This window comes from Pedobacter miscanthi (assembly GCF_032678605.1).
In the GTDB taxonomy this organism is placed as follows: domain Bacteria; phylum Bacteroidota; class Bacteroidia; order Sphingobacteriales; family Sphingobacteriaceae; genus Pedobacter; species Pedobacter miscanthi_A.
The window spans coordinates 24153-40920 of record NZ_JAVTSU010000014.1 but is presented as its reverse complement, the minus strand read 5'-3'; the positions used below and the strand labels follow the sequence as shown (position 1 = coordinate 40920).

At 37.1% G+C, this 16768-nt stretch carries 11 protein-coding genes; 8 read left to right on the top strand and 3 right to left on the bottom strand.

Annotated features, from left to right (window positions below; genetic code table 11):
- The first annotated feature begins 8 nt into the window (after positions 1–8).
- The 5 genes from R2R28_RS20050 (at position 9) to R2R28_RS20035 (ending at position 6826) form a co-directional block, all read left to right on the top strand.
- Positions 9–392 (top strand): carboxypeptidase-like regulatory domain-containing protein, encoded by a 384-nt coding sequence (locus R2R28_RS20050; protein ID WP_316827444.1) that lies wholly within the window; start codon positions 9–11, stop codon positions 390–392.
- Positions 389–562 carry a hypothetical protein gene (locus tag R2R28_RS29215; protein WP_410479189.1) on the top strand — a complete coding sequence of 58 codons (174 nt, stop codon included), beginning with the start codon at positions 389–391 and terminating at the stop codon, positions 560–562. Before R2R28_RS20050 ends, R2R28_RS29215 begins: the two co-directional genes overlap by 4 nt.
- A gap of 639 nt (positions 563–1201) precedes the next feature.
- Positions 1202–4348 carry a SusC/RagA family TonB-linked outer membrane protein gene (locus tag R2R28_RS20045; RefSeq protein ID WP_316827443.1) on the top strand — a complete coding sequence of 1049 codons (3147 nt, stop codon included), beginning with the start codon at positions 1202–1204 and terminating at the stop codon, positions 4346–4348.
- A 25-nt stretch (positions 4349–4373) separates the two neighbouring features.
- On the top strand, positions 4374–5882 hold the full coding sequence (locus R2R28_RS20040) for a SusD/RagB family nutrient-binding outer membrane lipoprotein (protein ID WP_316827442.1): 1509 nt from the start codon (positions 4374–4376) through the stop codon (positions 5880–5882).
- A gap of 14 nt (positions 5883–5896) precedes the next feature.
- Complete coding sequence (locus tag R2R28_RS20035) at positions 5897–6826, top strand: DUF1735 domain-containing protein (RefSeq protein WP_316827441.1); 930 nt, start codon at positions 5897–5899, stop codon at positions 6824–6826.
- Positions 6827–6968: 142 nt separating this feature from the next.
- Here R2R28_RS20035 and R2R28_RS20030 read toward each other — a convergent pair whose 3' ends face one another.
- Positions 6969–7670: a hypothetical protein gene (locus R2R28_RS20030; protein ID WP_316827440.1), complete on the bottom strand. Its 702-nt coding sequence runs from the start codon at positions 7668–7670 to the stop codon at positions 6969–6971.
- Between the two features lie 737 nt (positions 7671–8407).
- On the opposite strand from R2R28_RS20030, the gene R2R28_RS20025 reads away from it, so the two are divergent.
- Together R2R28_RS20025 and R2R28_RS20020 are read left to right on the top strand one after the other, a co-directional pair.
- The gene (locus R2R28_RS20025) at positions 8408–11524 is read left to right on the top strand and encodes a TonB-dependent receptor (protein ID WP_316827439.1); all 3117 of its coding nucleotides are present in this window, start codon (positions 8408–8410) and stop codon (positions 11522–11524) included.
- 18 nt (positions 11525–11542) lie between these two features.
- Positions 11543–13174, top strand: a complete 1632-nt coding sequence (locus tag R2R28_RS20020) for a RagB/SusD family nutrient uptake outer membrane protein (protein ID WP_316827438.1) — start codon at positions 11543–11545, stop codon at positions 13172–13174.
- A 73-nt stretch (positions 13175–13247) separates the two neighbouring features.
- Here the strand turns inward: R2R28_RS20020 and R2R28_RS20015 are convergent, their stop codons facing one another.
- A complete protein-coding gene (locus R2R28_RS20015) occupies positions 13248–13655 on the bottom strand; it encodes a DoxX family protein (protein ID WP_316827437.1) in 408 nt (135 codons plus the stop codon).
- Positions 13656–14555 (bottom strand): LD-carboxypeptidase, encoded by a 900-nt coding sequence (locus tag R2R28_RS20010; protein ID WP_316827436.1) that lies wholly within the window; start codon positions 14553–14555, stop codon positions 13656–13658.
- 40 nt (positions 14556–14595) lie between these two features.
- Between R2R28_RS20010 and metG the strand changes: the two genes are divergently transcribed.
- A complete protein-coding gene (gene metG, locus R2R28_RS20005; protein ID WP_316827435.1) occupies positions 14596–16704 on the top strand; it encodes a methionine--tRNA ligase in 2109 nt (702 codons plus the stop codon).
- The last annotated feature ends 64 nt before the right edge of the window (positions 16705–16768 follow it).

Below are 16768 nucleotides of genomic sequence, written 5' to 3'. Positions count from 1 at the left end.
TATATAAAATGAAAAAACTTATACAAAGTTTGTTCATTCTTGTGCTGTTTGCATACAGTGTTATGGCCCAGGAGCGAACAATTACTGGTACAGTTACATCTGGGGATGACAAACAAGCTATACCCGGAGTAAGCGTGAAAACTATTGGTGCCCCGGGAGGTATCTTTACAGATGCTGAAGGTAAATTTTCCATCAAAGCTTCTTCTGCAGCAACCGCGTTAGAATTCTCGTACATCGGCTATGCAAAGCAAACTAAAACCATTACAGCTAATACCGTTAATGTGGTTTTAACACCCGATGCCATAGCGCTGTATGAAGTGGTGGTTGCGGCTTTGGGTCAGGTGAGGAAAATAATACACTATAATAGACCTTTAATAGCTGGACAGCGCTGAGAAGATTTGATTATCCGAAAATTACACCTCCTGTTGGTGCAAAATCAGGTTTTCCTGTTAGGCTAAACTATCCAACTAATGAACAACAACTAAATGGTGCCAATTATACAGCTGCTGCAGCAATTGGTGGCGATGTGGTAACCACCAAATTATTTTGGGATAAATTTTAAAACATTTTTTAATTACGCCTCCCTATTGGTACCCGATTTATCGGTGCTTATGGGGGTTTTTTCATTTACGTGCTTTTTTAGATCAGCATTTTTGGAGTTCCATTATACTAACCTGAATTTTTAATCTGATTGCTAAAGAGTTAATAGCAAGTCGTGTAGGTATTCCGTTATTGCTAGGCTGAATATGTGCGAGCCGAAGCAATGTCTCTTGTTTGGTACTAATATATAGATTTCTCCACACCTCTGAAAAGCCCATTCTTCATTCCCAATGGCAAAATTAAGGCTCAAAACTCTCGACAGTTATTAAACTTACCCCTGAAACATCGGTTTAACTTTTAATTATATTTTGCAGTTGTCGAAAATTTTGGCACAATTTTTTTATTAAATCATCTTCCGTTCTAAGCTTCTTTAATATTAAATTAATGGTATTATCTTTCTTTTTGTAAACATTATGGTAAAATGTGGGCAATTAAGTAGCCTCGGTGTGTGAAAAAGCAACACTTAAACCGTTTTAATTACAGGTAGTTTGTCAATTAAAAGTCATTATATTTCTTTGCTTTGTTAAAGTTTGTTAAAATGTTGGTCATCTCCACTATATTTAGCGTTTAAAATAATCATTAACTAACCTATTTTCAAATTATGAAAAAACTTCTACAAAGTTTGTTCATACTTATGTTCGTTGCTGTAACAGCAATGGCACAAGAAAGAACAATCACTGGTACAGTTACATCATCAGACGACAGATTGCCGATCCCAGGTGTAAGTGTAAGAGTAAAAGGTACACAAACAGGTACCGTAACAGATGCAAATGGAAAGTATTCCATCAAAGTTGCATCAGGAGCAACAACATTAGACTTTTCTTACATTGGTTATACTAATCAAAGTAAAGCAATTGGTGGGGCTGCCTCAATTAATGTAACATTAACATCTGATTCAAAAGTTTTAACTGAGGTAGTTGTAACAGCTTTGGGTATTACAAGACAAAAGAAAGACCTTGGATACGCTGCAACAACTGTTACCAGCAAAGAGATTACTCAAGCTAAAGCGGTTAACGCAGTTAACGGTTTACAAGGTAAAGTTTCTGGTATGAATGTTACTTCAACGAATAGTGGGGTTTTCGAAAACGTAAAAATCAACCTTCGTGGTATCCGTTCATTAACAGGTAATAATAATCCGTTATTGTTATTAGACGGTGTTCAGTCTGATATCAATTACCTTTCTACAATCAACCCAAATGATATTGAGTCTGTAAACGTTTTGAAAGGTTCTGCTGGTGCAGCGCTTTATGGACCAGATGCTAGAAACGGTGTAATTGTTGTGACTACTAAACAAGGATCAAAAGATGAGAAACCTGTTATTACATTAAGTAACTCTACACAGTTTACTCAGATTTCCTTTTTTCCTAAATTTCAGGAAAAATTTGGTTTAGGTGGTGCTGGTGAATATATTCCTTACGAAAACTGGTCTTGGGGACCTGCCTTTGACGGTTCTACAGTAGATGTTGGACACACTTTACCAGATGGCAGTATTCAACGCGTAACTTATAGCCCTACAGATGAGCGCAAAAAGTTTTTTGATACTGGTGTTACCATGCAAAATGATGTTTCATTTGCAACTAAAGAATTTTATTTGAGTTTTCAGGATGCTAACATTAAAGGTATCGTTCCTGACGATAAAAACAGAAGAACCGGTGTTCGTCTTAACGTATCTAAAGAGTATGGAAAATTCAAAGTAGCATTTAAAACAAATTATAGCCAACAAAACTATAATGTTTTCGATGATGCAGCGATGTCTACCTATAATTCAAATAATAACGTAGGATTGAATGGTGGATTAATGAACTTGATCTTCAATACTCCGGCATTTGTTCCGTTAACATCATACAAAGATTTTACAGGTAATAAATACGCTACCTATAACAATTATTTTACTGATTATGGTTTAAACCCATATTTTGCTATCGATAACTGGAGAAAAGAAGGAAAAAGAGCAGATTTAATCTCGAATCTTGATTTGAACTTCAAAGCAACAGATTGGTTAAACATTACTTATCGTGCTGCAATCACTTCACAAACGATTAATGAGAGAAGAAGCTCAAAAGGTGAAGTTCCTGATGCATATGGATTAGGAAGATCATTCAAATTAATTCCAGGTGCGATTGAAGAAAGATCTTTCCAAAATACACGTTTATCTTCAGAAGCATTTGCATCTGTTAACAAGCAACTAGGAAGCGATTTTAAATTAACAGCTGTTGTAGGTACTTACCTTCGTCAGGATGAGGCGCGTGACACTAGAATTGGTGCATCAAGTTTAGTTGTTCCTGAGTTATTTAACGTTGCAAACCGTGTAGGTTTGTTAACCGGATCTTCTCCATATCAAAAATCAAGATTGTTAGGTTTTTATGGTAGTGCTGGCTTAAGCTATAAAGGTTGGGCAAATATTGAATTTACCGGACGTAATGACCAAACTTCAGTTTTGTCATTGCAAAACAACTCGTTCTTCTATCCAGGTGTAAGTGGAGCTGTTGTATTAACCGATGCCATTGAAGCCTTAAAAAATAATAAAGTTCTCTCTTATTTAAAACTAAGAGCTGCTTACAACAAAACGGCTAATGCTGATATTGCTCCATACTTATTGGCGGCAACTTTTGGTCAGACAGCAGGCTTCCCTTATGGTACTTTGCCAGGGTATACCGCGAATAATACAACTTATGACCCGTTGTTGAAACCTGAGTTTATCAAAAGTTTTGAGGCTGGTGCTGAGCTTGGTTTCTTAAACGGAAGAATTGGAGTAGAGGCAACTTACTTTAACCAGAAAATGACTGATCAGATTATTCCGATCAACGTATCTGCATCAACCGGTTACACAAATGCGTATGTAAATGCTGCTTCATTTGATAACAAAGGTGTTGAGTTAGATTTGAAACTTACTCCATTAGTAGACCTAGGTGAGGTTAGGGTTAATTTCAGAGCGAATGCTACTTACAATACAACAGAAATCACTAAAGTTTACGAAGGCTTACCCGAAGTATTAATTGGTGGTTATACTAATGCATCAAATTATGTTGTTAATGGTTATCCTGCTTTTGTAATTAAGGCTACTGATTATGTGAGGGATCCGCAAGGAAGAGTGGTTGTAGATGGTACCACTGGTTTACCAACACAAAACCCAGTTACTCAAATTTTCGGACAGACCATGCCAAAATGGATTTTAGGTTTAAATCCATCTGTTAGCTGGAAAGGTTTAAATGTTTCAGCTTTGTTTGAATATAAAGGTGGACATTACGCTTACCACGATATAGGTCAGGCAATGGCTTGGACTGGTGTAGGTTACGAAACAGCTAGCAATAACCGTCAGCCATTTGTGTTCCCAAATTCATCTATAAGAAATACTGATGGAAGTTACTCTCCAAATACCAACGTGACGATTAATAATAACGAAAACTTCTATACAGGTGTTTACAGAACCGTTGGTACAAACTTTTTAACCAGTGCTGCATCATGGAGATTACGTGAAGTTTCAATTGGTTATGACATTCCTGTTAAAATCTTAGGAAATCAGAATGTAATTAAAGGTTTGTCAGTAGCGCTTACAGGCAGAAATCTAGCGCTATGGTTGCCAAAATCGAATATTTATACAGATCCGGATTTTACTTATACTGATTCAAATACATCATTTGGTGTTGGATCTTCAGGAACCGCAACTAGTAACCGTAATGGTATCAGCGATTCAAGTATTAATCCTCCTACTCGTACTTTTGGTGGTAACATCACGATAACTTTTTAATAGAGTAAATAAAGAGATAAGAAAAATGAAAAAGATTATATATGCTTCCATCCTGTCGTTACTGGTAATGGCTGGTTGTAAAAAAAGTTTCTTTGATATCAATCAAAATCCCAATTCTCCGGTAGAGGGGTCAATTACACCACAGTTATTATTGCCATCAGCACTTTCACGTACTGCAGCAAAGATGGCAACTTCTTATAACTACGCGGCTTTATGGATGGGTTATTGGGCGCGTTCTGGTACTTATGGGCCAAGTACAGAACAAGAATCGTATGCGATAACCACTACCTTTGGGGCTACTCAATGGACCAATACCAATACTGGTTGGTACGATATCTTATTTGATGCCGATTTAATGGAAAAAAAAGGAACTACTTTAGGTCAGCCCTTTTATGTTGGAGCAGCTAAGGTGATAAAATCAATCGGTTTTATGTACCTAGTTGATCAATTTGGTAATGTTCCTTATTCGAAAGCTTTTGATTTTCAAGGTAATATTCTTCCTACGTATGATAAAGGAGAAGATATTTATGCAAACTTATTGGTTAAACTTGATGAGGCAGCAAAAACATTTGCAGCCATTACAAGCACAAGTGCTGAAATAAAAGCAGCGGATATTATGTTTAAGGGCGATGTAACCAAATGGAGAAAGCTAATTAATACCCAACGTTTAAAGTTGATAATACACCAGTCAGAGTATTTAAGTGCGGCTGCGGTTAGTACGGAAATTGCTAAAATTACAGCAGATGGTAGCGGTTTTATTACAGCAGGTGCGAGCGCAGGTGTAAATCCGGGATATGCTGTTGCTGCAAATCAACAGAATCCATACTGGGCGGCTTATAAAACTACAGAATTGGGTGCTATAGTGGATGATTATAACAGAGCTAATAACTATATTTTGGGTAAATTTAGAAATAATGACGATATCCGTTATCAATATGTATTCAGCAAAGCGGCAACTCCATTAAATAATAATACCTATTATGGATATAATTATGGTGAAAGTATTCCGAATAGTGATCCAAAAGCAATTAACTCTTCTGATGTTGCAGGACCAGGTTTAGCTAAAAGTCCTACTCAGGATCAATGGGTATTTACTTCTGTAGAAAGTCTTTTCTTACAAGCAGAGGCTATTCAGAGAGGTTGGATAACTGGTGATGGCCAAAGCGCATATAGGGCTGCCGTTACAGAATCCTTTGTTTGGTTAGGTGTTACAGATGCTACAAACACAGCAACAGCTTATTTGGCTCAAGCGGCTCCTATTGTAAATTGGGCTACGGCAACAGATAAGATTAGATTAATTGATATGCAAAAGTATCTAGCATTAGCCGGTATCAACAATTTTGAAGCTTATGTTGATTATAGAAGGCTTAGTGTTCCAGCAGATCTGCCACTTTCATTGTCTCCTAGTCGTGGGAGCAATATTGTACCATCACGTTTATTATACCCTCAATCTGAGTACAATACCAATGGTGCGAATGTAGCTGCACAAGGAACAATTAATGCTCAAACTTCAAAGATTTTTTGGGATAAATAATTAATCAAACTGAAATGAAAAAATATTCAATCATATTATCTCTGGCATTATTGACCATGGGATTGTCATCTTGCCTTAAAGATGATCTTGTAAGTGATCAAACATATGGCATGATCAATGTTGATGCTGCTAAGGTTGCTCAGCTACCAACCGCTGCCAAGCCATTCGCTTTGCTTCTGGAAAACAAAGCTACCACATTAGATCTTGTACAGGTTAGTTTAGCACAAAGTGAGCCGGCAGCAGAAGATGTTGTGGTAACTTTGAGCATGGATCAAACCGATGCTAAGGTTAAAGCAAATAATGATGATCCTACGAAGAGTAAAATTGCAACATTCCCATCTGATAAATATACTTTGCCAAGTGGACTAAATGTTACAATACCAAAAGGTTCTAGATCTGCTTATCTTAGGCTAACGCTTAATCCTCAAGATCTAAATCCAGCATTACCATATGTATTGGCATTTAGGATTGTAGGTGTTAACAAACCCGAATATGTAATTAGTGGAAATTATAATACGACTTTAGTAACACTATCTGCTAAAAATAGTTGGGATGGTATTTATGCAATGAATGCTGGTAGTTTAGTACAAAGATATTCGGCTCCAGGTGTTCCAACAGTTGGGGATGCTTTAAATGGCAATATTTCAACTAATCCAGATGTAACTTTAAGTACAATTGATGCTACTACTGTTGAAATTACTAACTTAAAATGGGCCGGTGGTACGTCGAACATAGGTGGTATCGATAATTTGAGGGCGGTAGTTGATCCAGCAACAAATTTGGTTACAATGAAGGCATTAGGAAATACAACGCTTAAAAACATTGCAGGTAAGGTTAACAAATATGATCCGGCAACCAAAACGTTCACATTGAACTTTGATTGGAATCAAACTGCAGCTCCTAGGGAGGTTTCTTTAGTGATTAAATATAAAAAGAGTAGATAATTTAGTAAACTAGATTAAAATAAAATGCCCCCAAAGAGCTTGAATGCTGTTTGGGGGCATGTTTTTATTCTGGTTTTAATTACGATTGATTATTTTCAGGAAATAATGCGTATTTCTTTATTTTAGATGTTGTTCAATTAGATTATAACGTATTATAGTAATCAAACAACTTCGATAACTCATCATCTTTTTTAAGGTTAAGCTTGTGCTCTCCTATAAAGTCATTTAACTTTTGTTTTTTCGATTGATCTAAAGTTGACAGCAGTTGTTTCTTGTCTTTCTTTACTTCAATAATCTTTTTATCACTCTCCAAAAAGATAAAGTAGGTATAAAATTTTTGTTTTTGTTTTACGCTATAGATAGAACCTGCAGGCCTTTCATCAATCACTTTAATTTGAATCTTTTTTAAAAGAGTTGCATCCCCTTCTGAAAGCACTTCATAAAATGTAGATGCGTTTCCTCCATCTATTGACGGGAATCCGTTTTTAAATCTTTTTACAGTTGATCTTCCCGTTTCACTGGGAACATTAATAGAAAATTCTTTTACGCCTAGTTTAAACATCTGTGGTTTATCGCTTTCGGATTTAAATATGGGCCTGTTATTCGCGATATCATAAATTAAATCTAAGTTCCTATATATAGAATCATTACTTAGCTTAACCGCACCCTTGTTCCAGCTTGGAGCTAACCAATCCTGATTTGTTTTATCAGTGCTTATTTTTCCAGAATAGTTAACATCGTTATTCGCCAGGGTAATTTCAGTGCCAATCTGTGCATATCCGGTTAGATATGATGATGTGAGAATTGAAGAGAACACAATTGTTCGTTGAATGAGTTTTTTCATGTTAATAGGATTATTTGTATAAATTTATGAATAATCTTAATTGTTTCCATCATATAACCTGATGCTGGTTTGTTATTATGTATTTTATTTTCCTTAATTCATGGAGATGGTTTTTGTTAATTTGTTTAGATTAAAGTAGTTTCTGTAAAAAAAATATACATTAACCAGATTAGGTCACTCTTCTTACTCATTTTTTTTCTAACCCCATTTTAATGTAATTGTATTTTTTTTAATAGATTTTATCGTGATTTAAATGATACTTTGTCGTGTTTTTGCTTTTTTTAGGGCTTTTTCGACATATTTAGATGAATTTTTCTCTTTCTTTTTCAATATCCCCCTAAATATAATTCAATTTTTATTTTGTAAAATTTGCTTGACGTTTTTCTAAGTGTTATATTGGGTTATTAAACCGAAACTAAACTAATTATTTATGAAACAACTTACACAAAGTTTGTTCTCATTGTCTATTGCAAAAGAAGCGATTGTACAAATGAACAACCACGAGCGCCATTAGGCCTCACAAGAATTCCCAGAACCAATTGTTAAAATTAAAAATGCGAGTTAGAACCACCATAAGCGCAATTGAAAATTTAACTTAAAAACAAGTCATCATCTTTCATTTTTTAACCTTTTATTATCCCGCAATAAAATCTGTATAATTTTTATTGTAAAATTTGTATTACAAAATACTAAACTCTATATTGTACTATTATTAACTAAACTAAACTATTTTTTTTATGAAAAAACTTCTACAAAGTTTGTTCATATTGCTATTTATTGCTTCCTCAGCAATAGCGCAAGAAAGAACAATCACTGGAACGGTTACGGGCAAGGAAGACGGATTGCCGCTTCCTGGCGTAAGTGTTAAAATTAAAGGCGCAACAGGTGGAACCACAACCGGTGCAGACGGTAAGTTTTCCATCAGGGCCAATCCAGGTACCTCAATCGAATTCTCTTTTATTGGTTATGCCTCTCAGTCGAGAGTGGTTACCAGTTCTAATACACTTAATGTTGTGCTTATAAGTGATTCCCGTTCGCTATCGGATGTTGTTGTGGTTGGTTATGGTACTGTGAACAGAAAAGATGTTACCGGATCTCAGTCGAGTGTTTCTCCTGATGAATTTGCTAATCGTTCTATTCCTTCATTTGATAAAGCTTTGGCTGGTAAAGCACCTGGTGTACAGGTGATCACAGCAAATGGCTTGCTGGGACAACCTGCCCAAATCCGTATTCGTGGAACCAACACCATTACCTCTGGACAAGGTCCTTTATACGTAGTTGATGGTGTTCCAATTTTCTCTGGTGATGTTGGTGGATTTACTTCTTCAAATGCTTTAGCCGATATCAACCCTGGAGATATTGAATCTTTCGAGGTTTTAAAAGATGGAGCTTCAACAGCGATTTATGGTTCGAGAGCAGCTGGTGGTGTAATTTTAATTACCACTAAAAAAGGTAAAGCAGGCCAGGCCAACTTCACTTATGATGGCTATTATGCCGTTGGTAAAGTTTCTAAAAGATACGATCAACTTAACGCAGAGCAATTCATTGAAATTGCAAATGAGCGTTATGCGGCTCAAGGTGTGGCTCCACAAGCTTTCCCGTTATCAGATGGTAACGGAGGTTTTGTAGATACAGATTGGCAAGATTATTTATTCAGAACAGCAAGTCAGCAAAATCATAACGTTTCTGCATCAGGTGGTAATGAAAAGGCAAAATATTATTTCTCATTGGGTTATAGCAATCAAGAGGGGGTAATTATTTCAAACTCACTAACCAGATATTCATTAAAGGCTAATTTTGATCAAAAAGTTAATAAGGTGCTAAGCTTTGGATTAACCTCTGGATTTACCTATCAGGATAATAGAGGGCCGCAAACAGGTAGCAATACTTTATCAGGAAATATTTTTGGTGGTTTACGTATGTTGCCTAACGTACCTGTTTATGATGCAACTAATGTAACCGGGTATAATATCGCGCCTAATAAAACTGCTTTAGGCCGTGGCGCTAACTTGATTACTATTTCTGATAATATTGGTAACCAACGGTTCGTATTAGATAATAACATCAGAAGATCTCAGACTTATCGGTTACTGGCTACAGCATATGCAGAAGTTAATATTTACGACGGGTTAAAATTCAAAACCCAAGTTGGTATCGATAATCAGAATGTAGATGATTTTAGTTATACTGACCCTCGTGCCGGCGATGGTGTGAGCAGTAATGGCAGCATGACTCAAGCCTATAGCCCAAGTATTAGGTTAGATCTTCAAAATGTGTTATCGTATAATAAATCAATTGCGGATAGCCATAATTTAAGTGTAACGTTAGTTCAGGAATTTCAGAACGATAGATCATCTTTTTATCAGGCAGCCATTTCTAATTTAACAGATATTTATTGGAATCAAAATATTGTTAGCGGAACTTTTGTAACACCAACAGCTGCAGGTGGTTTAGCTAGAACAGCATTAGAATCTTATCTTGCACGTGTTAACTACAACTATAAAAATAGGTATTACATTGGAGGATCTATCCGTTCTGATAAGAACTCTAATCTTCCTGAAGCAAACCGTATTGGTTATTTCCCAGGTGTATCAGCAGCCTATCGCGTTTCTGAAGAGCCATTCTTTAAAAATTCTACAGCTTTAGCTTTTGTGTCCGATTTCCGTATCCGTGGGTCATTTGCTGAAGTAGGTAACGTAAATATTGGTAATTTCAAATACCTTGGTCAATATAATGCTGCGGTTTATGGCGCGCAGCCAGGTATCGGCTTTAGTAACATTGGTAACTATAATCTACAATGGGAATCGCAAAAGAAAACTGATTTCGGATTGGAACTTAGTTTATTTAACAGTAGGGTTAATTTTACTGCTGATTATTTCAGACAAAATACCAATGCGCTGGTTCAAAATGCGCCAACAGCTCCTTCATTGGGAGTTCCGACTAATACGATTACACAAAATGTTGGTAACATTGTTAACTCAGGCTTTGAATTCTCAATAGGTGGCGATGTGGTTAAAAGCCAGGATTTTACCTATAATGTAAACCTAACTTTAACCACTCAAAAAAATATTGTTGAATCATTGAGAGAAGGTCAGGATCAGATTAGTACCTATAACATTATCCGCGTTGGTGAATCGTTAAATTCATTTTATGGTTATGAGTATGCCGGTGTTAATGCGGCAAATGGTAACCCGCTTTACGTTAAAGGTAACGGTCAGATTATTCAGGGTAATGTAACTAACCAAACTTACAACGTTTATGATCCTGCAAACCCTAGTGCAACAGGAGCAACAGCAGTGTTGTCGGCATCAACAGATAAGAAAGTATTAGGTAGTTCATTACCAAAATGGTTTGGAGGCTTTAATAATACTTTAACTTATAAAGATTTTGATCTGAATGTATTCTTCAGATTTCAAGGCGGAAATAAAATCTACAATAGAACACGTGTTGATCAATTAAATCAAAACTTTGTAAATAACGGCACCGAGATTTTAGGTAGATGGCAAAGTGTTGCAAACCCAGGTGATGGCGTAACGCCAAGACAATACTTTGGTAGGTCTACATTTATCAACAGAGATGGTGACGCCACTACGCGTTTTCTTGAAGATGGTAAATTCTTCCGTTTAGATAACGTAGCATTGGGTTATAAAGTTCCGGCAAACATTGTTAAAAAATTAAAAGTAAGTGGTATCAGATTTTATGCCTCTGCACAAAACTTATTCGTACTTACAGGTTACAAAGGGCTTGATCCTGAAACAAATACCGCTGCATCTGCAACAACTGGATACGGTACCGATTTTAATGGCAACCCGCAACAACGTACGTTTACATTTGGAGCAAACGTGAGATTTTAACTGATAAAGATTTTAAAGATGAAAAATAGATATTTTAACAATAAAAAAGCTTGGGTACTTCCCTTAATGGGCTTGATGTTATTCGCAGGATCCTGCAAAAAATATACTGATATTGTACCTGATAATACCTTTGCCGAAAATGATGCTTATTCGAACCCTCAACGTGCAGCCTTAGCCATCACTGGTGTGTATAGCGCTGCCCAATCTAGTCCTTATACCGATAATTCAAATCGTGGCTATCCTTTTGGTGCAGCAAATACCATTCAAGGCGACATGAGAGGAGAAGACATGATGGCTATTCCGTCATTCTTTCTTGTTACTTACGAAAATAGCTATGATGCTACAACAGCAAACAATACTGCACTGTGGACCAGCTTGTATGCTACCATTAATCGTGCAAATATTGTAATTGCAAAATTAAAAGAAGCCGCTGCAGCGGGTACCATCACCGCAGATGTGGCTACGGGTGGAGAAGCAGAATGCCGTTTTGTTAGGGCCTTAAGTTATCATGAATTACTTATTCATTTTGCGCGTCCTTACAATCATACTGCTGGGGCTACCCACCAGGGCGTAGTATTAAGAACAGTAGGAATTAATACCCCAGAATTAGTAGATCAGTATAAAAATGAAGGACGTAGTACCGTGAAACAAGGATATGATTTAATTTTATCTGATCTTGATTTTGCTGAAACTAATCTTCCTACCCAAACAACAGCATCTTTAAAAATAACAAGAGGTACAAAAGGAGCAGCTGTTGCCCTAAAAACCCGTGTTAAATTACATATGGGCGATTATGCAGGTGTAATTACAGAAGGAGCGAAATTAGGAACTGCAGCTACAGGGCCAACATTCACGGCACCTGCAGCACTTGGTGCTTATGCATTGACTGCTACTCCTGACGGACCGTTTGCAAGTGTTGGTGCCAATTATGGTAATACTGAGTCGATCTTCTCAATAGAAAATTCAACTATTCGTAACGCAGGAACCAATGGATCGTTGAGTACAATGTATTCAAAAGCACCGGGAAGAGCACTCGCAGTTATCTCGCCAATTATTTGGAATGATCCATCCTGGAAAGCAACAGATTTGCGCAGAACTTTATTGGCCACTACTGATGCGGTAACTGGTGTGGCTGCTAAATATTATTTTACTACCAAATATAAAGATCCGGCAACCTGGACAGATGCAAACCCAATTATCAGATATGCAGAAGTTTTATTAAATGTTTCTGAAGCCTATGCAAGATCGGGAAATGCAACTCAGGCCTTAGCTTTGTTAAATGCAGTTAGAAATAGATCTGTTGCATTAGCTGATAGATACACTGCCGCAAATTTCTTAACAGATGCAAGCCTAATACAGGCTATTATTAATGAGCGTAGAATCGAATTTTTGGGTGAAGGTAAACGTTGGATGGATATTCATCGCCTTGCAAAAGAAAATCTTTATGGACCAAATGGAATTCCTGCAAAAACAAGCTCTACTGTTGCCTTTTCAGCATATAACGCTGCTGCTGGTTACACTGGAGCAAGATCTGTTGCAGCTATTCCTTATGATGGTGCAGTTACAAGTTTTAGGTTTATCTGGCCTATTCCAACTGTAGAAACACAAGCAAACCCAGTGCTGGCCGGACAACAAAATCCTTCTTATTAATATTTAAAAAAATGTAAAAAAAAAGGCCTGGGAATTTTCCAGGCCTTTCTTATAATTGAACGAATAATTAAACTTATTTCTTATCCACACTGTACTTTCCGGGTCCAATAAAAATCAATCCAAAAAATACAATACCCAATTCAATCGCATGGCTTGCTCCGCCTAAGCCATCGCCCTTGCCGAAATGCACTAACGCGGCTATCACCATTGTAAAAATTAATAAAATTAAGGCAGGCCTGAAGAACAAGCCTACAATTAAGAGAAAACCGCCAAAGGTTTCAGTGGCAGCCGCCATAAATCCCCAAAATATCGGTAGAAAATTTATACCTATTACTTTCATACTTCCGCCTAAATCGGTCCAGCCGTTTGGTCCACCGGCTAGCTTTGGAAAACCATGGATAATAAACATTACACCTATGCCTAAGCGCAAAAGCAATAGTCCGGTATTACGGTATTTTCCTAAATTATCTAAAATTGCCATTTATAAATATTTAAATTGAACGTTATTTGTTTCTACATTTAATGCTACCTCAGCGCCTAATGCCATGCAGAGGTTATTATCGATGTGTCCTGTCGGGAAATTAAAGCAAACCGGGTAATCATATTCCCTAACAACATCCCAAATTACTTCATCAGCCGTTTGTCCGAAAGAAATTTTTTCATCTGCTATTTCATTAAAAGCCCCAACAACCAATGCTTTTAGTTTTGAGAGTTTTCCTGCTCTTTTTAGCATTCGTAACATGCGGTCGATACTGTATTCGTGTTCACCAACATCTTCCAGGAAAAGAATTTTGTCTGTAAAATCCATCTCCGAAACCGAACCCTGCATCATAGCCAGCAAAGTGAGGTTGCCTCCAATTAAAATTCCAAAAGCTTCTCCTGACCTGTTTTTAAATGTACTTTGATAATTGTACTCCTGTTTTTCGCCAAATAAAGCCTTTTTTAAAGAGGTTAAAGCCTCTTTAGTTGATTCATCAAAAGTATATGGCATTTGTGCGTGCAGACATTGTGTATGGTGCTGTGCAATGAGGTGCGAAAGCAATACGGTAATGTCGCTGAAACCCACAAACCATTTAGGATTTTTGTCGAATTCGGTAAAATCAAGATCATCAATAATTCGGATAGCACCGTAACCTCCCCTGCCAGCAATAATAGCTTTTATAGAAGGATCGTCCAAAAAACGTTGGATATCTTTTGTCCTTAAATGGTCGCTTCCTGCAAACTGGTGGTGGCTGGCATACACGCTCTCACCGATAATAACTTCCAAATCCCAGCTTTTTAATATTTCAATGGCATGGTCTATAGGTTTCGGTAATTTTTTTGCCGGACAAACGAGGGCAATTTTATCTCCTTTTTTTAAATACGGGGGCTGCTTAATCATCTTCAAAACACTTATCTTTGCCAAATTAATAAAAATTGTTTTGGATAATAGTAAAATAAAAAGATATACCGTAACTGCAGCCCTTCCATATACCAATGGACCGGTTCATATTGGGCACCTTGCGGGTGTTTACATTCCTGCAGATATTTATGCCCGTTACCTAAGATCAAATAAACGTGATGTAAAATTCATTTGCGGATCTGACGAAAATGGCGTTCCAATTACTTTAAAGGCCAAGAGAGAAGGAATTACTCCTCAGGAAGTGGTAGATAAATACCATAAAATTATTGGCGATTCTTTTAAGGAATTTGGCGTTTCTTTTGATATCTATCACCGTACCTCTTCACAAACCCATCATCAAACAGCAGCTGATTTCTTTGAAACGCTTTATGATAAAGGTGTTTTTACTGAAGAAATTACCGAACAATATTATGATGCGACAGCGAAACAATTTTTGGCTGATCGTTACATCACCGGTACCTGCCCTAAATGTGGCAATGAAAATGCTTATGGCGATCAGTGCGAAAACTGTGGCTCTACGCTGAATGCTACCGATTTAATTAATCCAAAATCTACCCTTTCGGGCGATAAACCAATTTTGAAAGAAACTAAAAACTGGTTTTTACCACTTGATAAATACGAGGATCGTTTAAGGACTTATATTGAAAGTCATAAAGAATGGCGCCCGAATGTTTACGGACAATGTCAAAGCTGGTTAAATGCCGGTTTGCAGCCAAGGGCGATGACTAGGGATTTAGACTGGGGTGTACGCGTTCCACTTCGCGATGCAGAAGGTAAAGTGCTTTATGTATGGTTTGATGCACCAATCGGTTACATTTCTGCTACGAAAGAGCTTTGTAACTATGCAAAATTAGACGTTTGGAATCCGAAAGCAGAAGAATATTACATCAGTAGCTACGAAAACGATAAATGTGGTTGGGAAGAATACTGGAAAAGTGATGAAACCAAATTGGTTCACTTTATTGGGAAAGATAATATCGTTTTCCATTGCATTATTTTTCCAGCCATGTTAATGGCGCATGGCGAATATACTTTGGCTGATAATGTTCCGGCAAATGAGTTTTTAAACCTTGAAGGTCAAAAAATATCGACTTCCAAAAACTGGGCAGTTTGGCTCAATGAATATTTAAGGGAATTTGAAGGCAAACAAGACGTATTACGTTACGTATTAACTGCTACCGCACCAGAAACCAAGGATAACGATTTTACCTGGAAAGATTTTCAGGCAAGAAATAATAACGAGCTGGTGGCCATCTTGGGCAACTTTGTGAACCGCGTAATGGTACTTACTCATAAATATTTTGGTGGTTCAGTGCCTACTTGCATGGAAATTACCGAAGTTGACCAGGCAGTTATTGATGAACTGGCAGGCTATCCAGCTAGAATTTCTGCTTCAATAGAAAATTACCGTTTTAGAGAGGCGTTATCAGAAGTGATGAATGTTGCTCGTTTAGGTAATAAGTACCTGGCAGAAACCGAACCATGGAAACTTATCAAAACCGATGAAGACCGCGTTCGGACGATATTGCACATTGCACTTCAAATAGCTGCTAATATTCAGATTTTGATCGAACCTTTCTTGCCATTTACAGCAGAAAAATTAATGAAAATGCTAAAAAATGGTGGTCATGACTGGGAAAACGCAGGTACAGTGAGCTTATTAAAACGCGGTCATGAGATTGGTGAGGCTGTTCTTTTATTCGAAAAAATAGAAGATGCCGAAATTGATTTCCAAATTGAAAAATTAAATCAAAGCAAGGCCAGTAACGCTGCGAGTACGGCTGTGGCTGTTCCGGCAAAAGAAAATATCCAGTTTGATGATTTTTCTGCCATGGATATCCGTGTAGCGACTATTGTTGCTGCCGAAAAGGTAGAGAAAACAAAAAAACTGTTAAAATTAACCGTAAATACAGGTATTGACGAAAGGACAGTAGTTTCTGGCATCGCCGAATATTATAAACCGGAAGATATTGTTGGCAAACAGGTAAGTATGATCGTAAACCTTGCTCCGAGAGAAATCAAAGGAATTTTATCACAGGGTATGATCCTAATGGCTGAAAATGCTGAAGGAAAACTTACTTTTGTGGCTCCTGCAGAAAAGTTTCAAGAAGGTAGTGTAATCAGATAATCCGATCACTCAATAAAATGTCAAGCCATTTGATTAGTTTCAAATGGCTTTTTTTGCTAAAAAA

Coding starts and splice junctions, on each gene's coding strand:
- R2R28_RS20050 (WP_316827444.1), top strand. CDS start 9: ATGAAAAAACTTATACAAAGTTTGTTCATTCTTGTGCTGTTTGCATAC.
- R2R28_RS20045 (WP_316827443.1), top strand. CDS start 1,202: ATGAAAAAACTTCTACAAAGTTTGTTCATACTTATGTTCGTTGCTGTA.
- R2R28_RS20040 (WP_316827442.1), top strand. CDS start 4,374: ATGAAAAAGATTATATATGCTTCCATCCTGTCGTTACTGGTAATGGCT.
- R2R28_RS20035 (WP_316827441.1), top strand. CDS start 5,897: ATGAAAAAATATTCAATCATATTATCTCTGGCATTATTGACCATGGGA.
- R2R28_RS20030 (WP_316827440.1), bottom strand. CDS start 7,670: ATGAAAAAACTCATTCAACGAACAATTGTGTTCTCTTCAATTCTCACA.
- R2R28_RS20025 (WP_316827439.1), top strand. CDS start 8,408: ATGAAAAAACTTCTACAAAGTTTGTTCATATTGCTATTTATTGCTTCC.
- R2R28_RS20020 (WP_316827438.1), top strand. CDS start 11,543: ATGAAAAATAGATATTTTAACAATAAAAAAGCTTGGGTACTTCCCTTA.
- R2R28_RS20015 (WP_316827437.1), bottom strand. CDS start 13,655: ATGGCAATTTTAGATAATTTAGGAAAATACCGTAATACCGGACTATTG.
- R2R28_RS20010 (WP_316827436.1), bottom strand. CDS start 14,555: ATGATTAAGCAGCCCCCGTATTTAAAAAAAGGAGATAAAATTGCCCTC.